We start from the raw sequence: 24,298 nt of genomic DNA on the forward strand, positions 1-24,298 counted from the left end.
CCAGTCGTCCTACCCCCTGCTATGACCACAGCCCACGATAGCCAAAAGTCAATCATCAATCCCACGACACCAATTAACTCAACCCAGCCTGCTGGGGGATTTCCACTTAAAAAGAACAAGGTAGATGCAATCGCCTTGCAGTCACAAGACCGCGTAAGTGGAATCAAAAGGGACATTATACCCTTTTTACCTATTGTTAGTTAAACTATTGACAGCAGATTTAGGGGTACGGAAACGACTCGGGGATTGAGGGGCTGCGCTGGGAATATTTAACTTTATGGTGTGGCTAGTTCCCCTTATTTAGTCTTCTGTATATATAGTTTTAAAATAAAGTTTGATCAAAAATACCACACAAACCCTTATATTACCTTAAAAAGGAAAAATATGGTTAATTCAATTGGAAAAATAAAAAAGGGAGGTGTCCCATGTTTCGTTTTATTCGTCGAGGTAAACGTCGTAGGAAAATGAAAAAAGTTAAAGAGGGCGATGGTCATCTTTTGAAAAAGTACCGAATATGGAATATATTGACCCACTCATTATTTCATATAGAAATAACTAATGATACTGACGGAAAAATCACTAATTACGCTATACGATCCAGATATTTTGCAGAAGAACCTAGCGTTGATTTATACCGCGAAGGTAAACATGTTGCCTTTTCTAAGCTTCCAGCAGCTCTTCCAGTAGATAATGGCGTAATTGAAATAGCAAACGGTTCGAGCGGTATTAATCGAATTCATTATATTACAGATCAAGAAGATGCCCTTTCAGTATATCCAGATAAACGTTCGATTAGAGGTTTTCGAATGTGGGTGCATAAACGATTTCCCAAAATCAGCTCTTTTATCGGAAGGAATGGCGGTTGTCATCTTATTAGTATCAATAGCTCTATGGGTACCTCAACTAATGGAAACAATCTCTGACATTCCATGGAGTTCTGAAAATATTGGGACATTTGTATCTCCAATCACACTGTCAGTTTGGGTTAATTTTGCGATTGGTATTGCAGCGGCATTAGCTGGAACAGAACGGGCTCTTATGCTACGGAGTCATTGGTTAATCGATATCGAAACGGGTAGCAGTTTGGGTGAAGATTAATTCAGTCTCTTAAAGAGACAACCTAATTTTGGTTTAGTACTATCAAATCTCGTCTTATTCCACCTTTTCGAGGGGTTGTGCAAAAACACCCAACTTCCGAACGGGCGCGTTTGCTGAATAAAAGTAAACAACTTTATTTTTACGTAACATTTTTACCTTTAAGCAATCAGGCCAGATTGTGGAGGTATGGATTTACTTAATCAGCTAATTTATTGTAAACTAAATTCACACAGCTATTTAAACAATTTGATATAAAACAAATATTTGTTTACTAAAACAATATGAGTAAAAACAATAAGGAGAAACTAACTTGACAAAGGAAAATAAAATCAGCAATAAAAAAGAGTTGTCACCAGAACAACGTGAAGAATTACTCAAAGCATTGAAAATCCGTTTTGAAAAAAACTTGCACCGCCATGAAGGTCTTGAATGGGCCAAAGTCCAAGCAAACCTGGATGCTAATACTGAAAAGCTGTGGACGCTCAATGAAATGGAAAGAACTGGCGGTGAACCGGATGTTGTTGGTTATGATAAAAAGAAGGACGAATACACTTTTTATGATTGTTCAGCAGAAAGTCCAAAAGGTCGCAGAAGTGTTTGTTACGATCGTGAAGCACTGGAGTCAAGGAAAAAACATAAACCAGAAAATAACGCTATTGATATGGCAACTACCATGGGCATTGAACTTTTGACGGAAGAACAATATCGTGCGTTGCAGAAACTTGAAAATTTCGACAAGAAATCGTCGAGTTGGGTGCAAACACCCTCTGATATTAGAGAACTCGGCGGTGCCCTTTTTTGCGATTTTCGCTTTGGGCACGTCTTCGTGTATCATAACGGTGCAGACTCTTACTATAGTGCCAGAGGGTTCCGTGGCTCGCTAAGGGTCTAAATTTTGTACAGATAGCTAAACTTAATTTTAGAACGGATCTTAGCGAAAGGCTTTAATTGCATTCTTAAAGAAAAGGGCGCTTTAACGGAATAAGTATTGTGCTCTTTATTGGTTTATCGGGCGCTTTTGTGGAATAAAAGCTGTATCAGAATCGGGGGCAGATTGTTGAAGATCGACTTATGTGATGGGAAGGTTGTAGGAAAAGAACATGAATACAGTCAAACTTAAACAATTAGCAAATAATAATGGACTAGATATCTTGGAAGACACGACAAAAATTAATGAGTCTGGTGTTGACTTTCGAGTCGCACATGCCAAAGATTCAAACGGTAATAAATGGATATTAAGGGATGTTCAAATAAATAATTAGTCAATTATGGTAATATACACAAAAGTATCCTTTGTATATGTTTTAATGGTAGTAACAGCAACCAAAAATATAACAAAGGATACTGATACCATGATACAGAAATTATCTAACGGATTCAAAGAAATTATGATAGAAACGATCGACAAATTAAAAAGTTCCGATAAACGCATCGCTTTAGCCAAGATCGCCAAAACCTATGGAGATGGAGGACAAACAGCTGTAGCGGAAACATTTCATGTGAGTAGAGATACGATAAGAAAAGGAAGTTATGAGCTAGAATCAGGGTTTCCAATCACAGATGCTTTTCAAGCAAGGGGTAGAAAGAAAGTCGAAAAAGGCCATCTCCCTCACCTGTTAGAAGATATCCAAGCCATTGTAGATGGCCAAAGCCAAACCGACCCCAGTTTCAACACGACTCAACTGTATACAAGAATGACCATTCAAGAAGTCAGAGATCAACTCGTTCTCCAAAAAGGCTATCAAGATGCAGATTTGCCGACCAACCAGACGTTAAATACCAAACTCCATCAATTGGGCTACCACCTCAAGAAGGTGCAGAAAACAAAACCGGTCAAGAAAATCGAAGAAACCGATGCGATCTTTGAAAATCTCCACGCCACTCATGAAGCTTATCAAGGAGAAAGCAATGCGGTTCGTCTTTCCTTTGATACCAAGGATCGAGTGAAAATCGGACCGTTTTCGAGAGGTGGAAAAAGTAGAGTGCGTGTAGAGGCCGCAGATCATGATTTTGGTCAGACATTTTTATCACTATTTGGAATCCTGGATATGTCCAATGAGCATGTCGAACTCACTTTCACGGCATCGAAAGTGACAGCTGATTTAATCGCTGATCAAATCGAAGCCTATGTTCACAAGTTGCGTTCACAACAGGAGGTGGATACCCTCATCATAAATGCCGATAATGGTCCTGAAAATAACAGTCGTCGAACACAATTCATGAAAAGAATGATTGAGTTTGCGGCTACCTACGACATCAAAGTCATCTTAGCCTATTACCCGCCCTATCACAGTAAATACAACCCAATTGAAAGGGTGTGGGCAGTGCTTGAGCAACATTGGAACGGGGCCCTTTTGAACACACAAGAGATGGTTTTAGGATTCGCTGAGAGTATGACTTGGAAAAAGAAGCACCCTTCTGTCACCCTTGAAGAAAACACCTATGAGACAGGGAAAAAAGTTGAAAAGAACGTAATGGATCAATATGAAAAGATGATTGATCGAGCCAAAGGGATCGGGAAATGGTTTGTGGAGATCCACCCTCATCAGTGTAAGGCAGCGTTATATATGGGCTTAAAGACACAGTGAATAAAATTGGGGGAAAGGGGAGGTGTATGTCCACACGTTAATATTCGTTCTGTAAGCCTAAATATCAATAAATTTGACACGATGAGTGGGGTGTGAATGACAATAAATCCCTCATCATTCGGCCTCGCCCCATTATTGGCTTGTTATTTTTCTTAAATTCCCTAAAGGTTCCACGTAGACCAGAATCTATGAGAAATGCACTACAAGAAAAAGAGACGTTAGATATCATTAATAAACAGGCAAACTTCCAAGTCCCTGACTGGTCGATCTTCTCAGAAAACTTAATTGCTTATAAGCAATTAAGTGGTGTTCCTGCTGCTACTGTTGACGTTGAGCAACAAGGATATGTTTGGAGTTTTGATGAAACCAATGTACCGACTAAATATTATGACTCATTAGGAAGAATACTTGCGAATTTACACTCAATAACTCACCAAGAATTTAAAAATAGCGGTGTCGAAATTCTTGGTGTTCATGAGTTGAGAGGTTCCATGAAACAGCGAATGGAACGTGTGAAAGAACAATACGATATTAATAAAAATTTATGGGAACGGTGGCAAACATGGTTGGCTGAAGACTCTCTTTGGCCATCTTTTGTAGGGGTAAAACATGGAGACCTACATCCCGGTCATATCCTTATTGATCAGAACAATTATGTAACGGGTTTAATTGATTGGTCCGAAGTGGGGATCGCTGATGTATCTGTTGACTTCATGTCGCATCAACTGCTCTTTGGTAAAGATGGATTAACAAAGTTAATCAATGCTTATGACAATGCCGGGGGTAAAACTTGGTCAAGAATGGATGATCATATTATTGAGCTTTTAACAACAAGTGCCATCACTGTTGCCGAATACGCTCTAGCATCAGGAATGAAAGACATGCATGAGACAGCAGCACACATGCTTGCAAGCGAAAGCTAATGAACATGACTAGTCGGCTTTATTAATTAACTCAACTGTCGGACATGATTAACACATCATAACCTCTGATACGCCAATATTTGTAATACCGTTCTTAAGCAAACGAGGCGCTTATGCGTAATAAGGAACAGCGTTCGATCTTATGGAAAAAGGCCATATTGTTGAAGACTGTAACAGGGAGACACAAAAATTATGAGAATTAGGGAGTTTCAAGACTCTGATATTAGCCAGATTGTTTCTTTGTTTTACGAAACAGTGCATTCAGTAAACGCGGTAGATTACACAACAGAACAACTTAATGCCTGGGCAAGAAATAGAGGTTAAATTGGAAAACTGGAATGAATCCTTAAATAATAACATCACCTATGTTGCCGAAATAAACGGTAAAATTGTTGGTTTTAGTGATATGACACATAATGGGTACCTAGATAGACTCTATACTCACAAAGATTTTCAGGGACAAGGAATTGCAACAGCTTTGGTAAATAAGCTCGAATCCGTAGCAAGTAAAATTAGACTTTCGGAAATTTATACGGAAGCAAGTTTAACGGCTAAACCATTTTTTGAGCGTCACGGGTACCAGATAATAAGATCTCAAAATGTAGAACGCAAGGGGATTACAATACCTAATTTTCAAATGACCAAAAAGTTGGTTTCCGAGTAATTATGGCTAGTTGGTATACTGCAATCGGGCGCGCTAATTGAATAGTGCGTCCTTCTGAAAAGGGCCATTTAACAGCATATGGGAACTTTTAGGGGGAGCTTGCTGATGACATGGTTGTTCGTTTTATTTACCGTGCTTGGTGGTGCAGCATTAGCTTTACAAGCAGGCATTAACGCTCAAATCGGGAAACAAATCGGAACAATTGAAGCGTCATTTTTGGCATATGGTGTTGGTACCATTGCACTTTTAGTGGCTACTTTTGTTGTAGGAAAAGGAGACTTTGCACAAATTTCTACTCTGCCAAAATGGAATTTATTTATCGGGGTACTAGGTGCTTTGTATATATTTATTATGGTTCTTAGTGTTCCTGAAGTGGGTGCTGGAACAGCGATGATTGCAGCAATACTGGGGCAAGTGATTATTGGAATGGTTTTAGATCACTTTGGGATGTTTGGAGTAGAGGTAATGCCAATTAACTTTCAAAGAATAGCAGGTGTTTTATTAATGGGTGTGGCCTTATATTTGTTTTATAAGCCTTAATATCTTTACAGTGTTGTTCGCCTAGAAGAAGAGCGATCTTCCGTTAAAGAGGCGCTTATCCGGAATATTAGCGCCCGTATTGTATATAAAGGCTCTTTTCCTTCTTCAAGTAAAATGAGACAATAGCATTTGGGCTAAAATTTTAAAGAATAAATCAGGTAAGATTTAAAGGGTGGTTCCTAATGAAAAACCATATAAAGGTAAATGGAAAGCTTCTTCAAACAAACAAACGTTTTTCACAATTGAAAGAGAGTCAAAAAAATTGGATTGTTGCGGAGCTTTATAAACTTTATCACAATAAAATGAAGGAAAAACGAACAACAAGGAAACTCTCTCAGAATGACCGCGATACAGTTATTTCGACTCTATATGAACAGATTCGGGATAGAGAAATATGGATCCCTTATGGTGAGGTGAAAAAGTTTGCTTTCCATAAAACGACAAAGATAGTGAAGTCTTTTGAGAAACAATATCCCAAGTTGAATGAGAAAATTGAAGCTGAGCACGCTAAGAAGTAATTGAATTTTAACAGGGTGCTTATCCCGAATAAGAATAAGTGCCTTATCTGTTCGCGATTACTCAAGGAATGTACTTTTTTATATTTCGATTGTTGAATAAAGGTCATATAAAAAGACCATACTGGAATCAAATCAATTGATTCATAGTATGGGAGCGTGAAAAACTTGTTATTGTCGGAAGCATGGGAAAAATTTCAGTCTGTTAAAAGAATTGAAGGTTACTCTCCCCTGACATTGAAAATGTATGGCTTTCAATGCATTTTAAACAATTATAACACAAGGAAAATAGGGGGAATTTTTCATGAAAGTGGTAATATAGGGGTAGTACCATTTAAAATTGGCAACTAAGGTAAACCATAAGAGACTATTAATAAAGGAAAGTGATAACATGGTATACAGTTATAAGGGAAACGGTGGGCTACTGTGGAGGATTAATCATCGTGAGACAACTTTGTATGTTCAAGGTATCATTCATTTAGGTCATGAGAATTTTTATCCGCTTGCCAGTGAAATTGTAGAAGCTTATGAAAGTGCCGATGTAATTCTTCCAGAGATCAATTTAATAGAACCCAAAATAAATGAAGAAGAAATTAATAAATTGGCATTATTTCATGAAGGGGCAACATTGAAAGACGTTTTATCGGAAAGGTCAATGAAGAAAGTTTCAGATATTTTAATAGCGCATGGGTTATCTTTAGAAAATTTCACAAACTATCAACCGTGGTACATTGAGAGTGTATTAGGGGCATTTGTTAGGGAAGAGAGCGAATTAGAACCCGAGTACGGTGTAGATTTATATTTCCTTAAACGAGCTGTAGAGGATGGTAAAGAAATTATTGAACTAGAAACCGTCGAAGAACAATATAACACATTTAGTTGCTATAAAATAGATACACAGGTTCAAATGCTAGAACATTTACTACAAACGTATGAGAAGCAAGCTGATTGGATAAATCAATTGGGTCATAACTGGATACACAGTAATTGCGATAGCAATAAAAAAGCGCTAATTAACATTGTAACCAAAGACCTTGAACGTACAAATGATGAGTATCAAAAAGAGATGAATGACAATCGTAATATAAATATGGTTAACAAATTTGATAAGTTGCTACAAGATAATAGCGGTAAGACCTACTTTGTAGTAGTAGGCTCTGGACATACCCTGATAAAACCAAGTCTTCCAAGTGAGCTTAAGGAAAAAGGATACAACGTAGAATTTATTTATTAATAGTGGAGTATGTACCAAAAGTTTTTCTTATTAGACGGCTGAACCTTCAACTGACATCAACTCTACTACAAGATTTATTATTGAGGGGCCAATGCAAATTAGGCGATTTGCTCAAGCTTATTGAGATGATCTTTCCCAATCGGCGCGCTTTTGTGGAATAACGTACCACAATATTATTATTTTTTGAGTAGCTGTGGGCGGCATTTTTAATCGAAAATGCGGCTTTATGCTTTTGAAGATTGTTACTTCCCACATGATGTGACAACAAATATCGACCATTAAATATGATTTTCCATTTATATCCATAATTTTGCCGGATTTGCAGCCTGGCTGGTACTAACCCAATTAAAAGGCCAGATCGTATTATAAGGTCAATCGGAATTTATTTCTGGTTGGCCATTTGTGAAATAACCAATTGGAGGTTAATTATGAAAAGAATAGCTATTGATATGGATGAGGTTATTGCAGATGCGCTTCCCAAGCATTTAGATTTATAATGATGAAAATTTGGAGATCGATGATTTGATCGGGAAGAATCTAGAAGAATTAAGGCCTCATTATAAAGATAGAATACAACAGTATTTAAATGAGCCATCTTTCTTCAGCGATTTATCTATAATTAAAGGTAGTCAAGAAGTTATTCGGGATTTACAAATAGAATATGAGATATTTATAACTACTGCTGCTATGGAGCATCCAACCTCCTTTGAGCCTAAGTATCAATGGCTCAAAAAAAATTTTGAATTCCTAAGTGACTTAAATTTTGTCTTCTGTGGTGATAAAAGTATAATCAACGCAGATTATCTTATAGATGATAACGCAAGACATTTTAAAAAATTTCGGGGGCAAGGTATTCTATTCACGGCACCCCACAATATTAAAGAAACTTCTTATGTAAGAGTGAATGATTGGTCTGAGGTTAGAGAATATTTTTTAGGTTAACAACAACAAGCGAGGCACATTTGCGGAATAAGTATTGCGCTCATTATTGGCTTGTTGGTCCAAATGCATCTGGTCTTTTCTGAAATTATGTTCTAAAATTTATTTAGGAGTGTGAAGTGAATGAATTTATATGTTAAGCAATATGATTGGATCCGGCTCACACGAGAAGAATTGTTTCAGTATTGCGAATCAATGACTATAGAAGATTACACTTATGAACTTGATCAATTTGGCTGGGGATCTATCCGTAACTTACATGTACACGTTGCGGCATGTTATCAGTCTTGGCTTGCGAATTTCGGCCTTAAACGACCCACCTGCTAAAGCAGGTGGATTTGGACATAAATTGTCCGCGACTGAAAGTCGCATTTCAGACTGAAGTCTGCTGAAAGTCCTTAAGCTCAAGCATACTGATTTTGACTGGAACTCAATCATCAATCCTGAATATATCGTTCCTCTTCTCGCTCGTCTGGTTTTCGATATAATTTCTAATGATTTCTTCCGTCACATTCCCTACTGTTGCACAAAAATATCCTCTCGCCCATAAGTGCTGGCCCCAATATCTTTTCTTCAGGGCGGGGAATTCGTCTTGGATTAACCTTGATGATCTCCCTTTGAGATATTGCAATATCTTACTCGGTGCTATGCTCGGCGGACATGACAATAATAAGTGAATATGGTCTTTCCCTACACTTCCTTGTAGTATCGTAATTCCTCTCGCTTCACATCCTTGTCTGATTAGTTCCCTTACTCGGTGGGCAATGTCGCCACGTAACACATGATATCTATACTTTGTAACCCATATAATGTGGTATTTGATGTCATAGACCGCGTGGCTACTTCTTTTGTATTCATCCATACTCTCACCTCGGTTTAAGTATGGACATTCAAAGGCAAGGCTAAAAGCTTATACCGTCTAAAGACGGTGGAGTTAGACCACGCTTCTATAACTTAAAAAAGGGGTCACGCCGGTGACAGCTAATCTAATAAGTAATGTTCAAGATATGCGCCAAGTTTTTGAAGGGGTCGATGACCTTGTTTATGAATTTCTTGAAGAGTTTAATGGACAATGGGAATTTGGCATTAAAGGAAATGTCCCATGGCAAAAAGAAAAGGAAGAGCTAACAACCCTTTGGCTATATACACATGTAATCACTCACGAATTTCATCACAAAGGTCAGATCGTATCAATGAGTAGAAACCTGGGTTACATACCTGAAGATACAGACCTCATTGAGCCAGCAAAAGTCAATTAGAAACTGTTTGTAAGGGCTCTTTACGAGTTATGTGTTGTTCAAGAATAGGGTGCGATTGTGAAGTAATAAAAGCCTAAGTTTATTGGGCAATTAGGCTTTTTTGGGTTTTCTTAGCGTAAGATCATTTAATTAAATACTGATGTCATTAACCGGGAACGCCTCTTATCATTGGACACAAATCGGAATAATTATTTTTTCATGAAGCATCCTAAGGTGAAAAAGCAAGGTGTTTCCATGAAAGGGAATAAAGTCGATCATTTCGTTTTGCACGGTACGCTTATTGTTACAGTATCCAGTTTAGCAATTTTATTATTAAGGAAAAAATCGTCAATCAAAGATTGGTTATTGGCTTATTTATTTAATGGAATTACCAATGGGATTATAGATAACGTACTTGTTTCATACAAAATACTTCAATATCCCGTTCGTTACTTTCCGAAATTATTTGATTCAAGTGTGCTTTTTGATTTTCTTGTATATCCTACATTTACCGTTTTCTTTAACCAATGGTCGGAGAAAGATAAGCCAAAAATGATCCTTTTTAAATTGCTTATTTTAACAGTTCCATCGACGTTAGGTGAATGGTTAATAGTACAGAAAACAAATTTACATGATTGGAAAAAGGGATGGAAGTGGTACCATTCTTTTGGAAGCCTGACCTTGAAGTCTTTAACAACAAGAGTTCTTGTAGGGTTTGTAAGAAAAGTGAGTGATAAACAAAATAGCTAGTTAATAGGCAGATTCATTTTAGGATATCGTTCTATTTCTTGTAACACAATACGATCGGGCCATTTAATGGAGTAATTACAAGGAGTTTCTAATGAAAACACGTGATGAAAAAAAACTGCGATCATACTGGTAAGTATCTCATCTTTTCTTACGTTTTGGCTTGTGTTTATGTATTTAAGAGATCCTCAACAATTTATTGAGCATCGATTAGGAATTAACCCTGAGGCTTTTAATAATCAGATTGTTTGGATAATAACTTTTGTAATTGCAGTTGGATATATTATGTACACTGCTAAAGTGATTCCTTTTGTACGTGAGAACCTATTTACAATTTCATGGCTTAAAGTGATAGGTATATGGATTGCAATAGTTTCTAGTACCTTAGAAGAGATTTTATTTAGGCAACTATTGATGGATTGGCTAATGAGTTTAGATTTTTCAATAACTATACAAGTGCTAGCATCAGCCATCATTTTCGGGTTGGCACATAGCGCGTGGGTGTTACTTGGAGGAGATTTGAAGATTGCTCTTCCAGCTATATTGGCTACGACAGTCCTTGGTGGCTTACTTGCCATTTTGTATATTGTGGCGGATCGAAATATACTTGCTCCGATCGTTGCTCATGTTTTGATTAATTTATTTATAGAGCCTTGGCTGATCCTTGCGGCCGTAACTGGAAATTGGAAAAACACAGAGTAATAATTGAGCTGCAAACTAAAACATAAACTATGCCGCAATACGACGATTAAACATCAGTGCGGAAGTTTTGAGGAAGCTCTATCTTCTATCGATAAATAAGTTGAAGCTTGAGACGTAGGTTTTAGTAGCATGTGTATAGTAAATCAAATCGAATACATTTAATGAGGAAAGAAGATGTCCACGGATAAAGCGGACCATCTTCATGCCTTTTTGCTCCGCAATTTTGATATTGAATAGTCTAAGTGGCTTATGCCATTAACAGGCCATTATGCTGAATAAGACTTTCTCGCTAATGTGCACGATTGTTGAAGAAGAGAAATAAATTAATCAAATTAACTTGATTTACTTCCAGTGATTATGATACTGTTCAATTAAATCAACAATATTTGATGAAAGGGGTGGATGATTTGGACGTAGTATCACCCGTTGATGAGCTCTCAATCAATACTTTAGAGAAGTATGAACATACGTTTAAGGCCTTAGCAGATAAAAAACGATTGCATTTACTTCATCTGTTGAGCAGGAGAGGAAAGACATGTGTCTGCCACCTTACGGAAGAGTTAGATATGAGCCAATCGAAGCTGTCATACCATCTAAAGATACTGATGGATGCTAACCTTTTAGTGAGGGAAACCAAAGGTACTTGGAGTTATTATGAAATTAACGAAGTGGAAATGGATCGGGTACTCTCGGATGAATTATGTTGCGTGTTCAAACCTGGATTCAATAAGTGTTAGTAACTTTTTAAACCCAATAAATCAAAAAAAATTGATGATATATGAGATGTATGTATGACCAACGTGCACATCGGGTTAAACGTGAGAGATTTAGAGAAGAGTAAAACCTTTTATGAAAATATGCTCGGCGTTACGCCAGCAAAGGAAAAACATGATTATATTAAGTTCCTAACGGCTGATCCAAATTTTAATTTAACTTTAACACCAACAGAACAAGTGGAAGGAAATCAAATTAATCATTTTGGCGTACAATTGGAGAGCAAGGAGGAAGTGACCAAACATAAAGAAAGGCTTGAAAAAGTTGGGTTCTTTGCCCGAGAAGAAATGGATACGACATGTTGCTATGCCGTCCAAGATAAGTTTTGGGTAACAGATCCTGATGGGAACGAGTGGGAATATTTTTATACAAAGAATGATGCTGAAGAAACTAATGATGAATGTTGCGCAGGTTAATATTTGATGCAACTTTAAATGTAATAGTGAAGGCGGCCACTGGCTGCCTTTAATATGGCATATACCATGTCTTATAGAAAGAAACACTTGATTTAGTAAGGGAGAACGCATACGTTGATTTCAGTCATTTTAGCTTTTTCGATATTTATTATTACACTCGTTTTGGTCATCTGGCAGCCTAAAAATCTTGATATTGGTTGGTCTGCTTGTGGCGGTGCCATTGTTGCTTTGCTTCTCGGTGTTGTTTCTTTTGGCGATGTTATTGAAGTTACAAGCATTGTCTGGAATGCGACCTTAACGTTTGTTGCCGTTATTATTATTTCTTTAATTTTGGATGAGATAGGCTTTTTCGAATGGTCAGCTCTCCATATGACACGGGCGGCCAAAGGCAATGCCGTGCTCATGTTTGTGTATGTTTGTATTTTAGGTTCCATTGTCGCTGCATTTTTCGCCAATGACGGTGCGGCTTTAATTCTCACACCCATTGTTTTAGCCATGGTTCGTTCGTTGAATTTTAACGAAACAATGGTGTTTCCGTTTATTATTGCGAGTGGATTTATTGCCGACGCCACTTCGCTGCCGTTAATTGTAAGTAACTTGGTCAACATTGTTTCGGCGGACTTCTTTGGGATTGGATTTATTGAATATGCCACACGGATGATTGTTCCTAACTTCTTTTCATTAGTGGCCAGTATTTTTGTTTTGTATCTCTGTTTTAGAAAGAGCATTCCAAAGCGATACGATTATGAAAAATTGCAAAAGCCTGTAACAGCCATTAAAGATGAAGGAATGTTTCGGATCTCGTGGTTTGTTTTAGCAGTATTATTAATTGGTTATCTCGTTAGTGAGTTTCTACATATTCCTGTATCCATTGTTGCGGGAATGATTGCCCTTATCTTTTTAGGGATTGCCAGTAAGAGACCTGCTGTCGCTACACGTTCTGTCCTCAAAGGTGCGCCATGGAACATTGTCTTTTTCTCGGTTGGGATGTATGTCGTTGTGTTTGGGCTTCAAAATGTAGGTTTAACGGATCTTCTGGCTTCAGGGATTGAATACGTTGCACAACAAGGGGCTTTTGCGGCAACCATGGGCACGGGCTTTTTAGCAGCGATTCTGTCTTCAATCATGAACAATATGCCAACGGTCATGATCAATGCCATAGCGATTGATACAACAGCAGCAACGGGGTTGATGAAAGAAGCATTGGTTTATGCAAATGTGGTTGGTTCTGACCTAGGGCCAAAAATTACCCCGATTGGTTCGTTAGCAACACTGTTATGGCTACACGTCCTTACGCAAAAAGGCGTCAAGATTTCTTGGTGGACGTACTTTAAGACAGGCATTGTCATTACTTTACCCGTCTTATTTATTACCTTACTCGGCCTTTATCTCTGGTTAATGATCATTAGTTAAAGAAATGGAGAAAAACATCATGTCTAAAAAAACGATCTATTTTATGTGTACAGGAAACTCGTGCCGTAGCCAAATGGCCGAAGGATGGCCAAACATTATTTAGGTAAGGAATGGCATGTGTATAGTGCTGGTGTCGAAGCGCATGGTTTAAACGCAAATGCAGTAAAAGCCATGAACGAGGTCGATATTGATATTTCCAACCAAACATCAGATGTGATTGATACGGATTTATGGAACGACGTTGATATGATTGTGACCCTTTGCGCAGATGCGGCGGATTGTTGTCCAATGACACCGCCACATATTCGCCGTGAACATTGGGGTTTTGATGATCCGGCAAAAGCTGGAGGATCAAACGATGAGAAGTGGGTTGAATTCCAACGAGTACGTGATGAAATTGGCAAGCGTATTCAACAATTTGCGAAAACAACATGATAAGAAGCCGTTTATGGTCATTGAATGGAATAGGGACTACGATTTGTACTAAAATCAATTAGTTTTCATTTTCTACCCCAGTCTCTTAAAAGATAGCTAAAAGCGATCCTCCTATTGCACCGGAAAGAACAATGATCCAAGGTGGAAGTTTTAAATAAACGAGCATAAAGAACAACAGTGCAGCTAAAGCAAAGTCCATAGGGGTGAGAATAGCACTCGTCCATATGGGTTGGCAAAATGCAGAGATGAGTATTCCTACAACGGCTGCATTAACGCCCATAAATGCACCTTTAATCTTACTGTTTTCTCTCAACGAATACCAAAATGGTAATGTTCCCAATATAAGGAGAAATGCTGGGAGGAAGATCGCAACTGTTGCCATTAGTCCACCTGCCCACCCACCAATATCAGCTCCAATATAGGAAGCAAACGTAAAAAGAGGACCCGGAACAGCCTGGGCTACACCATAACCGGCAAGAAATGACTCTTCACTGATTAATCCCGTAGGAACAAATTCTCGTTCCAAAAGAGGAAGGACCACGTGTCCGCCTCCGAACACTAAGGATCCTGCACGATAAAAGCTATCGAATATGCTTATCCAAGTCATTGAACTAAAATGACTTAAAAGAGGGAGGCTCATCAATAGTCCGAAAAATAATGTTAAACAGATGCCCCCAAACCGTTTTGAAATCGGAAATGTCATGGATAGCTTTTCCTCGTTTTGATTGTTCCTAAATATAAAGTAACCTACGAGCCCTGCAATAAGAATGACACCGATTTGAGAAAGAGAATGAGGGATCATTAAAGTTGCAATGAGAGCAAATAACGCAATCGTTTTTCTTGTTAGGTCGGGCGTTAAATTTTGAGCCATACCGAGGATTGCATGAGCAACGACAGCTACGGCAACAATTTTCAAACCTTGAATAAAACCAGCATCTACAACGCCAAACTCCTGTGCGATGAATGCGAATAAGATTAGCGCAGTGACGGATGGCAATGTAAATCCAAGAAAAGAAATAAAGCCACCAAAAACGCCACCTCTCATTACCCCAATACCGATTCCTACTTGACTGCTGGCTGGTCCGGGTAAAAACTGACTTAAAGCCACTAAATCAGCATAACTTTTTTCATCCATCCACTTCCTTCTGCGAACATATTCTTCATGAAAATAACCTAAATGAGCAATAGGACCGCCAAAGGAAGTTAGTCCAAGCCTTGTAGAAACAACTAATATCTCCAAAAGTTGTTTTAAATAAGCCACTCCTGCACCTCTTTTCTAATCTTTGATTTCCTTAAAAAGTTCATAAGCCTTATTCCTGGCTTCAACTAATACTTTTTCACCTTGGTCGGTGATGGAGTAGTATTTTCGAATCTTGCCGCCAACGTTTCGATTTTCTTTCGTTAGCAATCCATCGGATTCCATTGTGTGTAGAATTGGATAGAGTGTTCCAGCACTAATATCGTATCCGTGTTCTTTTAACTCTTCGACCATCCATACACCATAAATGGGATGTTCTTTTGCATGGTGTAGAATGTGGATTTGAATAAAACCAAGAAAGAGCTTTCTGAGAATTTTTTCTTCCATGCTTAATCTCCTCTCAAAAGAGATATAAAAACGATATCGAATAACGATATCGAAATAATACATTATGAAATGTTTATATTCAAGGCTTTTTAAGGATATTTACACAATCTTTATATTTAAAATGGAGCATCAACCTTTTAAAAGACGCGATCGTGGAGGTTGTTTGGAAACCAATGCTTACGGGCAGAATAATTGCGTTTGCCACCAGGGTGATTTTTTCAGAATTTGAATTGACCATTATGGTCAGAAGAGATATCCTTGAATTGACCGAAATGGTCAAACAAGAGACAGGGGGTGAGCAGATGTGAACCAAACATTCAAAAATCTCGATAAAACAAAGCAAAAACGGATATTGAATGCGGCTATGAAAGAATTCGCCGAAAATGGGTATGAGCAAGCTTCTACCAATAAAATCATACAGAACGCTGGGATCGGCAAGGGGACGCTCTTTCATTATTTCAACAATAAAAAAGACCTTTATGAATATCTTGTCGATTATGCTCTTAACATTACCAACACCGAATATCTGCAACACATTGATATCGATGAATCGGATTTCATCGAAAGGTTGAAGCAAATCGCACGGATCAAAGCAGAGTTTCACGATAATAATCCTGATGTCAGAAATTTTATAGGAACGGTCGTTCTGAATGATGACGTGACATTGCCGGATGACTTAGAAACTCGCCTTTCCAATTTTCAAAAAACCGGCCATGCATTGTTGTATGAAAAAATTGATAAAAGCTTATTTCGTGACGATATTGATGTAGAAAAGGCTTTTCAAATTATTAGATGGGCCATTGAAGGTTATCAAAATGAGCTACTGCAACAATTTCAAGGCGAGAAGATTGCACACATCGATTTACAACCCTACTGGGATGAATTCTATGAATATCTAGATGTGCTAAATACGACATTTTACAAGGAGGATCAGACATGAGTGTGCTAGCCGTGAATAATCTAACGAAACGATTCGGGAAATTCACAGCATTAGACGGGGTGAACATTGAAGTGAATGAAGGGGAGATCTATGGTTTCATCGGTCCGAATGGTGCTGGAAAATCAACGACCATTCGTGTACTTCTCGGTATTTTAAAAGCGACACAAGGAAATGCGAAGATCTTTGGGCAAGACGCATGGTCGGATGCGGTTGAGATTCACAAGCATATCGCATATGTGCCGGGAGATGTGAACCTTTGGCCAAACTTGACGGGCGGTGAGGTGATTGATCTTTTTGTGAAACTGCGGGGAAATAACAATAAGAGCAGGCGGGAAGAATTAATCCAAAAGTACAATCTCGATCCCACCAAAAAATGCCGAACCTATTCGAAAGGCAATCGTCAGAAGGTCGCGTTAGTGGCTGCTTTCGCCTCCGATGCTGATCTTTATATATTAGACGAACCTACATCCGGCCTTGATCCGCTCATGGAACAAATCTTTCAGGAATGTGTGCTGGATGTGAAGAGCAAAGGCAAAAGCGTGTTGCTTTCCAGTCATGTCTTATCGGAAGTAGAAAAGTTATGTGATCGCGTCGGTATTATTCGCCAAGGAAAAATGATTGAATCGGGCACGTTAAGTGAATTGCGTCATTTGACACGCGTCCATATGCTTGTCGAAACGAAACAAACACTCACCGGCCTGTATGAATTAGAGGGTGTTCATGCCATAGAGGAGAAGGATCAAGCCGTATCCTTCCAGGTTGATGCCGAGGAATTGGATAACGTCATCAAGCATGTCAGTGCATTCGGCATCTTAAAATTGGAAAGCACACCGCCAACATTGGAAGATTTATTTATGCGTCATTATGAACAAAAAGATGAATCCGAGGTGGGAGGTGCATCCTGATGGCCCAATCTCTTTTTAAAAAAACCGGCTCTCTATTTCGATTTATGTTGAGACGTGATCGCCTCCGTATCCCTTTATGGTTAATCGGGATCACCTTCTTTACATTGATTGTACCTATAGCCTTTGTTGATTTGTATGCTTCCCAACATGAGAGGGACGGGTTGGCTGAAACGATGGCCAATCCCGCGGTGACGGCCATGGTAGGCCCGGGGGATTTGGAAAATTATACGATCGGTGCGATGACGTCTCATCAAATGCTGCTATTCACAGCTGTTGTGGTCGGTCTGATGAGCATTTGGCTTGTGGCTCGTCATACGCGCGCAGATGAAGAAGATGGACGAATTGAAATGATCCGCTCCCTTCCGATCGGGCGTGTATCCAACTTAAATGCAACATTGCTGGTTTTGTGTGTAACACATGTAATTTTAGCGCTCATCACTGGCTTTGGATTGTATGCTTTAGGGATTGAAAGTATGGGTCTAGAGGGTTCCCTACTTTATGGTGCTTTGTTAGGGGGAATCGGTATTTTTTTCGCTGGTGTAACAGTTGTTTTCGCTCAGCTCTCTGAGAGTTCACGTGGAACCATTGGTTTTTCCATTGCAGTGCTGCTCATCGCTTATCTTGTTCGCGCGGTTGGTGATGTAGGGAATGAAACGTTATCATGGATCTCCCCTTTTGGTTGGGTGACGCAAACGGAGGTTTACGCGAACAATCATTGGGAACCGCTGGCTTTAATGGTTGGTGTAGCAATCGTGCTGGGGGTGCTAGCCAATTATTTAAACGCGATTCGCGATTTGGAAGCCGGTTTTTTTCCGGCAAGACCGGGAAGAAAAAAGGCCTCAGCCTTTTTGCAAAGCCCGATAGGACTCGCTGTAAAACTGCAGTGCACCGGCATGATTGCCTGGGCTATTGGAATGCTCGTGATGGGTGTTGCCTATGGATCCGTACTAGGGGATTTGGAAGCTTTTTTTGAAGGCAATGAAATGATGGAACAAATGCTCGTGGCCGAGGAAGGATATACGCTGACCGAGCAATTTATTCCGTCGTTAATGGTTGTTATGGCATTACTTGCCACTGTGCCCCCTGTCATGGCAATGTTGAAACTTTATGGGGAAGAGAAAAAGAACCGCATTGATCATTTGCTTGGAAGGGCTGTCTCGTGCACAAGGTTGATGGGCAGTTATTTGATCATCTCAGTCGTGAATGGGTTTGTCATGCTTTCTCTAACGGCCATCGGTCTTTGGTCTGCGGGCGCTACCGTCATGGAAGAAGGCCTTGATTTTGGCACAATCTATGGTGCAGCGTTGGTCTATTATCCGGCCATGCTCGTGATGATCGGTCTTGCCGTTCTGTTCATCGGTGTGCTTCCAAAGTTGGGTAGTGTCATTTGGCTTTATGTCTTTTATACTTTCATTGTTCTTTATTTGGGTGGATTATTAGATTTTCCGGATTGGGTCGGGCATTTATCTCCATATGGGTATATCCCCGAACTCCCGGTTGATGAGATGGAATGGGTGCCGATAAGCATTTTGGTTATCATCGCGGTTATTCTAATGATTGCAGGGTTTATTGGGTACCATAAACGAGATATAGAGGGATAATCATTGTATACTGGTGAAACCAAAAGAAGTAGATTAGTTGATCAGTGTCAATAAAGATGTACCGCAAATGAGATCAGATTGTGGAATAAGGCGATGGTGTAAAATAGGGATTTATAATTTGATGATAAGTTAAGCGGTAATGTTATGGAACAAAGCGCCTTGAAGCTTCTTAGCAGTACCAGCAATTTGAGTTAGATTCATTTATGTTATAAGACTTATAAGGTAAGGAGGTCAGCTAATGAAAGTACTTGTGTTGGGAGGGACCCACCATGTTGGACGCGCTGTTGTTGAAGCTGCATTAGTGCGTGGAGACAAGGTTACTACCCTTAACCGTGGAATAAGCGGAGTCCCAGTAGCTGGTGTAGAAGAAATTTTCGCTGATCGGATGAACCGGGATGCTGTCAGCAAGGCTATAGGCGACCGTACATGGGATGCTGTTATTGATACATGGGCATGGGAACCACGAGTGGTTCAGGACACAGTAGAACTGCTTGCTGATCGAGTTAACCATTATGGATATGTTTCGAGGCGGGGCGTGTATCAGTGGCCATGGCCATCTAATGCGGATGAAAATGCACCATTAGTCAATGGAAACCCATTTAGCGAAAACAGCGAAAATTATGCTGAAGCTAAGCGTGGTTGTGAAATATCAGTAATCAATACCTTTAAAGAGAATGCTCTTATTGCTCGTTCAGGGATGATACTTGGACCATACGAAGATGTAGGTCGAATCCCTTGGTGGATGCGACGTCTTGAGCGCAATGGAAGAGTACTAGCCCCAGGACCCGTTGATACTCCATTGCAATATATTGACGCTCATGATTTGGCATTATGGATGCTATCATGTGCTGAACGGGATGTTGGAGGAACCTTCAATGTAGCATGTGAACCCCATTTCACGACCGTTGGAGAGCTACTTTACACAATCAAAGATGTTATTGGAAGCGATACTGAACTCGTATGGGCAGATCCTGATTTGCTTGAACGTGAGGATTTTATGCTCGGTATGGAGTTTGGATTACGATACCCAGGACTGCCGAAACCTAGTGGATTGCATGACGATAATGTTACTGCTGCACATCAAGCTGGTCTTACCATTCGCCCTTTACGTAAAACTCTAGCAGAAACATGGAAATGGCTTTATGACGAAGGAAACCCCAAGCCGCGTCCCGATTCTCCTTCACTAGATTCATTGATTGATCCTGCTAAAGAGAAAATAGTAATTAACAAGATTACTCAATTCTAATAGAAAGCCTTTAATTGAATAACGACAGGAGAAGATTTTATTAAGTATGTAAGTTTAGTTTAGTAAGGGTAGATGAAACATTTGAAGAAGAAGTTATTTTAAATGTAAGAAATAAGGGTGTTCAGTAATGAATAATCATTGTCATGATATTAAACACCATTCACTTGAACGACGTGGTGAAAAAATTCACTATTGGTTGACTAAGCATCATAGTACAGCGTCCACGGTAATTTTAACTCATGGTGCTTCACTTGATCATCGTATGTTTGATACACAGGTGAAGGTTTTACACGATGCCGGATATCGAGTATTAACATGGGATGTTCGCGGGCATGGGTTATCGAAACCTCTAGGAGAGGAATTTACTGTACAGATCGTTGTGGAAGACTTAGAGGAAATCATTCATAAACATGAGTTAGATGAGATTATTCTCGTCGGGCATTCTTTTGGTGGTTATGTTTCGCAGATGCTGACATTTCTTCGGGCAGGAAAGGTAAGGGCGATGGCTGTCATTGGATGTATGGATATTATGGAAGTTCCCTCTTTTGGCATGCGTATAGCCTACCGGAACATGTCGCGTATTTTTCGCATGATACCGGAAAGTATCTTACGGAAAAGGTTTGCTGAAGGGATGGGAATAACAGAAGCTGTACAAAACTACGCACTGAACACAAACAAACAGTTAACGCGTGATGAATTTATTGAAGTTATGGATGTCGGTGTTCGTGCTATATATGAAGATCCTCTTTTTGGGAAGGAGTACTTCATTCAGAAGCCATTTTTGTTAACTCATGGTGAGAAAGATAGTGCGGAAAGAGGAACTTTTGTCAAAAAGGCTCCAGACTGGGCAAAGCGTGAACTGTATTGCCAGTATAAAGTGATTCCGAACGCAGGGCATAATGCGAATCAAGACAACCCAGATTATTTTAATGGTGTCTTGCTTAAATTCATTGAAAATTTAAATCACAATCAAAAGTAGGGTTAGACAAAGGAGATTTTTTTATGGACTACATTCTTGATTTCCATGATATTGATCGAACTAGTCTATCTATGGTGGGAGGAAAAGGGGCGAACCTTGGGGAACTAAGCCAAGCAGGTTTTTTGGTTCCCCCTGGATTTTGTGTGACCACTGCAGGATATAAGCGACTCATTCAAGGGAAGGAAGAATTGTATGATATGGTCCGACAGCTCGATCAATTATCAACAGATCAGTTCGAAGAGATACAACGGTTGGGGCAAAGCATCCGCGACTATATTCTAAATCTTGAAGTTCCCGAACCGTTATATTCAGCAATCATGATAGCATGGAAAAACACAGGGAAAGAACATACGTATGCTATTCGTTCCAGTGCTACAGCCGAAGACCTTCCCCATGCTTCATTCGCTGGTCAACAAGACTCTTTTCTCAATGTAAAGGGGGAGGAGCAACTATTCGAATCGATTCAAAAATGTTGGGCTTCGCTTTTCACTGATCGTGCCATTGTTTACCGTGCTCAAAACGGCTTTGATCATCGATCTGTGTTTTTGTCTATTGTTGTACAACGAATGATTCGTCCTGAGGTATCTGGCATTATGTTTACCGCTGACCCAGTTAGCGGGCATCGCCATACAGTTTCCATTGATGTAGGATTTGGCTTAGGGGAGGCACTGGTTTCTGGGGAGGTCACGGCAGACTTGTATAAGGTGCGAGATGGGCAGATCACCGATAAGAAAATAGCTAAAAAAGAAAAAGGGATTTTTCCTCTTCCTGGTGGTGGAACGGAAATGAAGCCATTGCCCGTGGAGCAACAAGATCAACCAGCCCTTAATGATGCAAGGGCTCTGGAACTTGCTAATCTTGGAAAACAGATCGAAGAACATTATGGAACCGAACAAGACATTGAATGGTCCCTTGAAGAGGGGCAGCTTTATATTTTGCAAAGCCGACCGATTACTTCACTTTTTCCCATCCCTGCATCCGATGACAACAAGTACCGTATTTATTTTTCCTTAGGCCATAAGCAAATGATGACGGATTATATGAAGCCTCTTGGCCTATCCCTTTTTCAAACATTAATACCATCGGTTAAAGAAGGGGGAGAAAATCTCCTTACAAATGCCGGCGGACGGTTATTTGTGAATTATTCTTATTTATTATATATGAAATCTGTACAGAAGCAACTCAAGCAAAAGACGTATATAGATCTTGATCTTCGAGCCCTTCAAAACGTTGTGTTAAGTGAGGAATTTGAAAAAAGAATTCCTAAACGAGGAAATAAAAAGAAAGTCGTCCAACTTTATATCAAACCTATATGGCGTATAATGGGGAAGGCCATACCTAGAACCATCGCAAGTATCTACTTTGAGAATCCAACATTGGTCTTACAACGCGCCTATGCTAATTTTCATGAAGACATTCATCGTTTTCAACAAAAGATGAAACAGTATGATCATGCCGAACGGATCCGTTTGATCAAGGAACACGCCAGACACGATTTATTCCAATCCCTTACTAACCCTGTAGCCTATACGTTTGTAGGAATGATAACATTCTCCCGTATTCAAAGGTGTGTCAAAAAATGGCTGGGAGAAGACGTAAATCCCGCCATTCATCAATCTCAACCGGGGAATATTACGAGTGAAATTGGAATGAAGATTGGTGATTTGGTGGAGGCAGCAAGACCGTATCCGGAAGTGGTGGAATACCTTCATAAAGCAAACGATGAAACGTTTGTTCAAGACTTAAAAAGTGTCGAAGGAGGGGAAGTTTTTCTCACATCCCTGCATTCATTTATGGCAAATTTCGGGATGCGGGCTTCAGGTGAGATTGATATTACCAGGGTTCGCTGGCATGAAGCACCGACCATGCTTGTGCCCTCTATTCTCAGTCATATGAGAAATAACGCCCCCAATGAACATCACGAAAAATTTGCACATGGAGAACAAGAAGCTCGTGAAACGATCCAGGCGTTGTTAGAGCGTGTAAAAACGCGAAGGAGTCCAAGAAAAGCTAAAAAGCTCTCCCGCCTCCTCACCGTTTATCGGCATACGGTAGGCATACGAGAACTGCCTAAGTATGTGATTGTTTGTTATTTTGACGTTTATCGAAGGGTGATTCTAGAAGAGGCAAAATATCTTGTTCAACGAGGAGACCTTTATCAAGAAACCGACATCTACTACCTGACGTTAGATGAATTGATTGTACTATTGGAAAAGGGTTCCGAAGAGACTGTATCATCAATCCCCGATCGGAAAAATCATGAAAAGCGTTACCGAACGCTCATGCCTCCTAGTGTGATGAGCAGCGATGGAGAAATCTTCTCAGCTGTAAATCAAGATCAAGAATCTGCAAATGTATTGGTAGGAACGCCAGTATCTGCAGGTGTTGTTGAAGGGACTGTTAAAGTGGTTCGAAGTTTGGAAGAAGGGGAATTGAATAAAGGAGATATTCTCGTCGCCCCTTATACAGATCCAGGATGGACACCTTTATTTTCTTCAGCAAAAGCCCTTATAACAGAGGTTGGAGGAACCATGACACACGGATCGGTCGTGGCCAGAGAAAATGGCATACCTGCTGTTGTCAGTGTAGAGAATGCAACGAAAATCTTAAAAGATGATCAAATGATCCGGGTGGACGGAACGGGAGGGTTTGTTGAAATATTAGATGATGAGATAGACAACGCTAAGTAATTGTAGCTTTGAAATAAAGTTTGAGCAATAATACCTCGCAAACCCGTATATTACCGTAAACAGAAAGAATCCATTTGGAAAAAAGATTTATCAAAATGGATTCTTTCTTTGTGCTGTAGTGTTCAA

At 39.6% G+C, this 24,298-nt stretch carries 23 protein-coding genes and 4 pseudogenes; 24 read left to right on the plus strand and 3 right to left on the minus strand.

Translation table 11 applies throughout. From position 1 onward, the window contains the following. Window positions 1-425 precede the first annotated feature (425 nt). The 11 genes and pseudogenes from HUG15_RS07315 to HUG15_RS22930 all read left to right on the plus strand — a co-directional run bounded on the left by HUG15_RS07315 (window position 426) and on the right by HUG15_RS22930 (window position 8,828). A complete protein-coding gene (locus HUG15_RS07315) occupies window positions 426-923 on the plus strand; it encodes a hypothetical protein (RefSeq protein WP_246516537.1) in 498 nt (165 codons plus the stop codon). A gap of 485 nt (window positions 924-1,408) precedes the next feature. Beyond that, window positions 1,409-1,990, plus strand: a complete 582-nt coding sequence (locus HUG15_RS07320) for a DUF4256 domain-containing protein (RefSeq protein ID WP_200128061.1) — start codon at window positions 1,409-1,411, stop codon at window positions 1,988-1,990. A 208-nt stretch (window positions 1,991-2,198) separates the two neighbouring features. After that, window positions 2,199-2,339: pseudogene (locus HUG15_RS07325) on the plus strand (macrolide 2'-phosphotransferase); the annotation flags it as partial. Between the two features lie 111 nt (window positions 2,340-2,450). Then, complete coding sequence (locus tag HUG15_RS07330) at window positions 2,451-3,686, plus strand: ISAzo13 family transposase (protein ID WP_200124195.1); 1,236 nt, start codon at window positions 2,451-2,453, stop codon at window positions 3,684-3,686. A 161-nt stretch (window positions 3,687-3,847) separates the two neighbouring features. Beyond that, a pseudogene (locus tag HUG15_RS07335) lies at window positions 3,848-4,609 on the plus strand (macrolide 2'-phosphotransferase); the annotation flags it as partial. Window positions 4,610-4,801: 192 nt separating this feature from the next. Beyond that, a pseudogene (locus HUG15_RS07340) lies at window positions 4,802-5,273 on the plus strand (GNAT family N-acetyltransferase). Between the two features lie 105 nt (window positions 5,274-5,378). Beyond that, window positions 5,379-5,813 carry a DMT family transporter gene (locus HUG15_RS07345; protein WP_200128063.1) on the plus strand — a complete coding sequence of 145 codons (435 nt, stop codon included), beginning with the start codon at window positions 5,379-5,381 and terminating at the stop codon, window positions 5,811-5,813. Between the two features lie 182 nt (window positions 5,814-5,995). After that, window positions 5,996-6,331 carry a hypothetical protein gene (locus tag HUG15_RS07350; RefSeq protein WP_200128064.1) on the plus strand — a complete coding sequence of 112 codons (336 nt, stop codon included), beginning with the start codon at window positions 5,996-5,998 and terminating at the stop codon, window positions 6,329-6,331. A gap of 388 nt (window positions 6,332-6,719) precedes the next feature. Further along, entirely contained in the window at window positions 6,720-7,562 is an 843-nt protein-coding gene (locus HUG15_RS07355; protein WP_200128878.1) for a TraB/GumN family protein, read from the plus strand. 522 nt (window positions 7,563-8,084) lie between these two features. Further along, window positions 8,085-8,504, plus strand: coding sequence for a 5' nucleotidase, NT5C type (locus HUG15_RS07360; protein WP_246516538.1), 420 nt, complete (start codon window positions 8,085-8,087; stop codon window positions 8,502-8,504). 192 nt (window positions 8,505-8,696) lie between these two features. Beyond that, entirely contained in the window at window positions 8,697-8,828 is a 132-nt protein-coding gene (locus HUG15_RS22930; protein ID WP_246516623.1) for a hypothetical protein, read from the plus strand. Between the two features lie 103 nt (window positions 8,829-8,931). On the opposite strand, the gene tnpA is transcribed toward HUG15_RS22930, so the two are convergent. Beyond that, a complete protein-coding gene (gene tnpA / locus HUG15_RS07370) occupies window positions 8,932-9,363 on the minus strand; it encodes an IS200/IS605 family transposase (protein ID WP_200125374.1) in 432 nt (143 codons plus the stop codon). Window positions 9,364-9,475: 112 nt separating this feature from the next. On the opposite strand from tnpA, the gene HUG15_RS07375 reads away from it, so the two are divergent. The 7 genes and pseudogenes from HUG15_RS07375 to arsC all read left to right on the plus strand — a co-directional run bounded on the left by HUG15_RS07375 (window position 9,476) and on the right by arsC (window position 14,226). Next, entirely contained in the window at window positions 9,476-9,760 is a 285-nt protein-coding gene (locus HUG15_RS07375; RefSeq protein WP_246516539.1) for a DinB family protein, read from the plus strand. Window positions 9,761-9,973: 213 nt separating this feature from the next. After that, on the plus strand, window positions 9,974-10,489 hold the full coding sequence (locus tag HUG15_RS07380) for a CBO0543 family protein (RefSeq protein WP_246516540.1): 516 nt from the start codon (window positions 9,974-9,976) through the stop codon (window positions 10,487-10,489). A gap of 168 nt (window positions 10,490-10,657) precedes the next feature. Further along, window positions 10,658-11,188 (plus strand): CPBP family intramembrane glutamic endopeptidase, encoded by a 531-nt coding sequence (locus HUG15_RS07385; RefSeq protein WP_200128066.1) that lies wholly within the window; start codon window positions 10,658-10,660, stop codon window positions 11,186-11,188. A 407-nt stretch (window positions 11,189-11,595) separates the two neighbouring features. Continuing rightward, window positions 11,596-11,925 (plus strand): ArsR/SmtB family transcription factor, encoded by a 330-nt coding sequence (locus HUG15_RS07390; protein ID WP_281393603.1) that lies wholly within the window; start codon window positions 11,596-11,598, stop codon window positions 11,923-11,925. A gap of 54 nt (window positions 11,926-11,979) precedes the next feature. Further along, window positions 11,980-12,378 (plus strand): ArsI/CadI family heavy metal resistance metalloenzyme, encoded by a 399-nt coding sequence (locus HUG15_RS07395; protein WP_200128068.1) that lies wholly within the window; start codon window positions 11,980-11,982, stop codon window positions 12,376-12,378. 114 nt (window positions 12,379-12,492) lie between these two features. Next, window positions 12,493-13,791: an arsenic transporter gene (locus HUG15_RS07400; RefSeq protein WP_200128069.1), complete on the plus strand. Its 1,299-nt coding sequence runs from the start codon at window positions 12,493-12,495 to the stop codon at window positions 13,789-13,791. 19 nt (window positions 13,792-13,810) lie between these two features. Further along, window positions 13,811-14,226 (plus strand): annotated as a pseudogene (gene arsC, locus HUG15_RS07405) (arsenate reductase (thioredoxin)). 85 nt (window positions 14,227-14,311) lie between these two features. On the opposite strand, the gene chrA reads toward arsC, so the two are convergent. Both chrA and HUG15_RS07415 read right to left on the minus strand, forming a co-directional pair. Then, window positions 14,312-15,487 (minus strand): chromate efflux transporter, encoded by a 1,176-nt coding sequence (gene chrA, locus HUG15_RS07410; protein ID WP_200128070.1) that lies wholly within the window; start codon window positions 15,485-15,487, stop codon window positions 14,312-14,314. 15 nt (window positions 15,488-15,502) lie between these two features. Next, window positions 15,503-15,811 carry a PadR family transcriptional regulator gene (locus HUG15_RS07415; RefSeq protein ID WP_200128071.1) on the minus strand — a complete coding sequence of 103 codons (309 nt, stop codon included), beginning with the start codon at window positions 15,809-15,811 and terminating at the stop codon, window positions 15,503-15,505. A 304-nt stretch (window positions 15,812-16,115) separates the two neighbouring features. Here HUG15_RS07415 and HUG15_RS07425 point away from each other — a divergent pair, with 304 nt between their 5' ends. The 6 genes from HUG15_RS07425 (at window position 16,116) to HUG15_RS07450 (ending at window position 24,172) form a co-directional block, all read left to right on the plus strand. Then, a complete protein-coding gene (locus HUG15_RS07425) occupies window positions 16,116-16,751 on the plus strand; it encodes a TetR/AcrR family transcriptional regulator (protein WP_246516541.1) in 636 nt (211 codons plus the stop codon). After that, window positions 16,748-17,656, plus strand: a complete 909-nt coding sequence (locus HUG15_RS07430; protein WP_090398962.1) for an ABC transporter ATP-binding protein — start codon at window positions 16,748-16,750, stop codon at window positions 17,654-17,656. The genes HUG15_RS07425 and HUG15_RS07430 overlap by 4 nt, the downstream gene beginning before the upstream one ends. Continuing rightward, entirely contained in the window at window positions 17,656-19,257 is a 1,602-nt protein-coding gene (locus HUG15_RS07435; RefSeq protein WP_200128073.1) for an ABC transporter permease, read from the plus strand. The genes HUG15_RS07430 and HUG15_RS07435 overlap by 1 nt, the downstream gene beginning before the upstream one ends. A 238-nt stretch (window positions 19,258-19,495) precedes the next feature. Further along, window positions 19,496-20,503 carry an NAD-dependent epimerase/dehydratase family protein gene (locus tag HUG15_RS07440; RefSeq protein WP_200128074.1) on the plus strand — a complete coding sequence of 336 codons (1,008 nt, stop codon included), beginning with the start codon at window positions 19,496-19,498 and terminating at the stop codon, window positions 20,501-20,503. A gap of 127 nt (window positions 20,504-20,630) precedes the next feature. Further along, on the plus strand, window positions 20,631-21,482 hold the full coding sequence (locus HUG15_RS07445; protein ID WP_200128075.1) for an alpha/beta fold hydrolase: 852 nt from the start codon (window positions 20,631-20,633) through the stop codon (window positions 21,480-21,482). Window positions 21,483-21,505: 23 nt separating this feature from the next. After that, the gene (locus HUG15_RS07450) at window positions 21,506-24,172 is read left to right on the plus strand and encodes a phosphoenolpyruvate synthase (protein WP_200128076.1); all 2,667 of its coding nucleotides are present in this window, start codon (window positions 21,506-21,508) and stop codon (window positions 24,170-24,172) included. Window positions 24,173-24,298: the final 126 nt, after the last annotated feature.

Source organism: Salicibibacter cibarius (assembly GCF_016495725.1).
Lineage (GTDB): Bacteria > Bacillota > Bacilli > Bacillales > Marinococcaceae > Salicibibacter > Salicibibacter cibarius.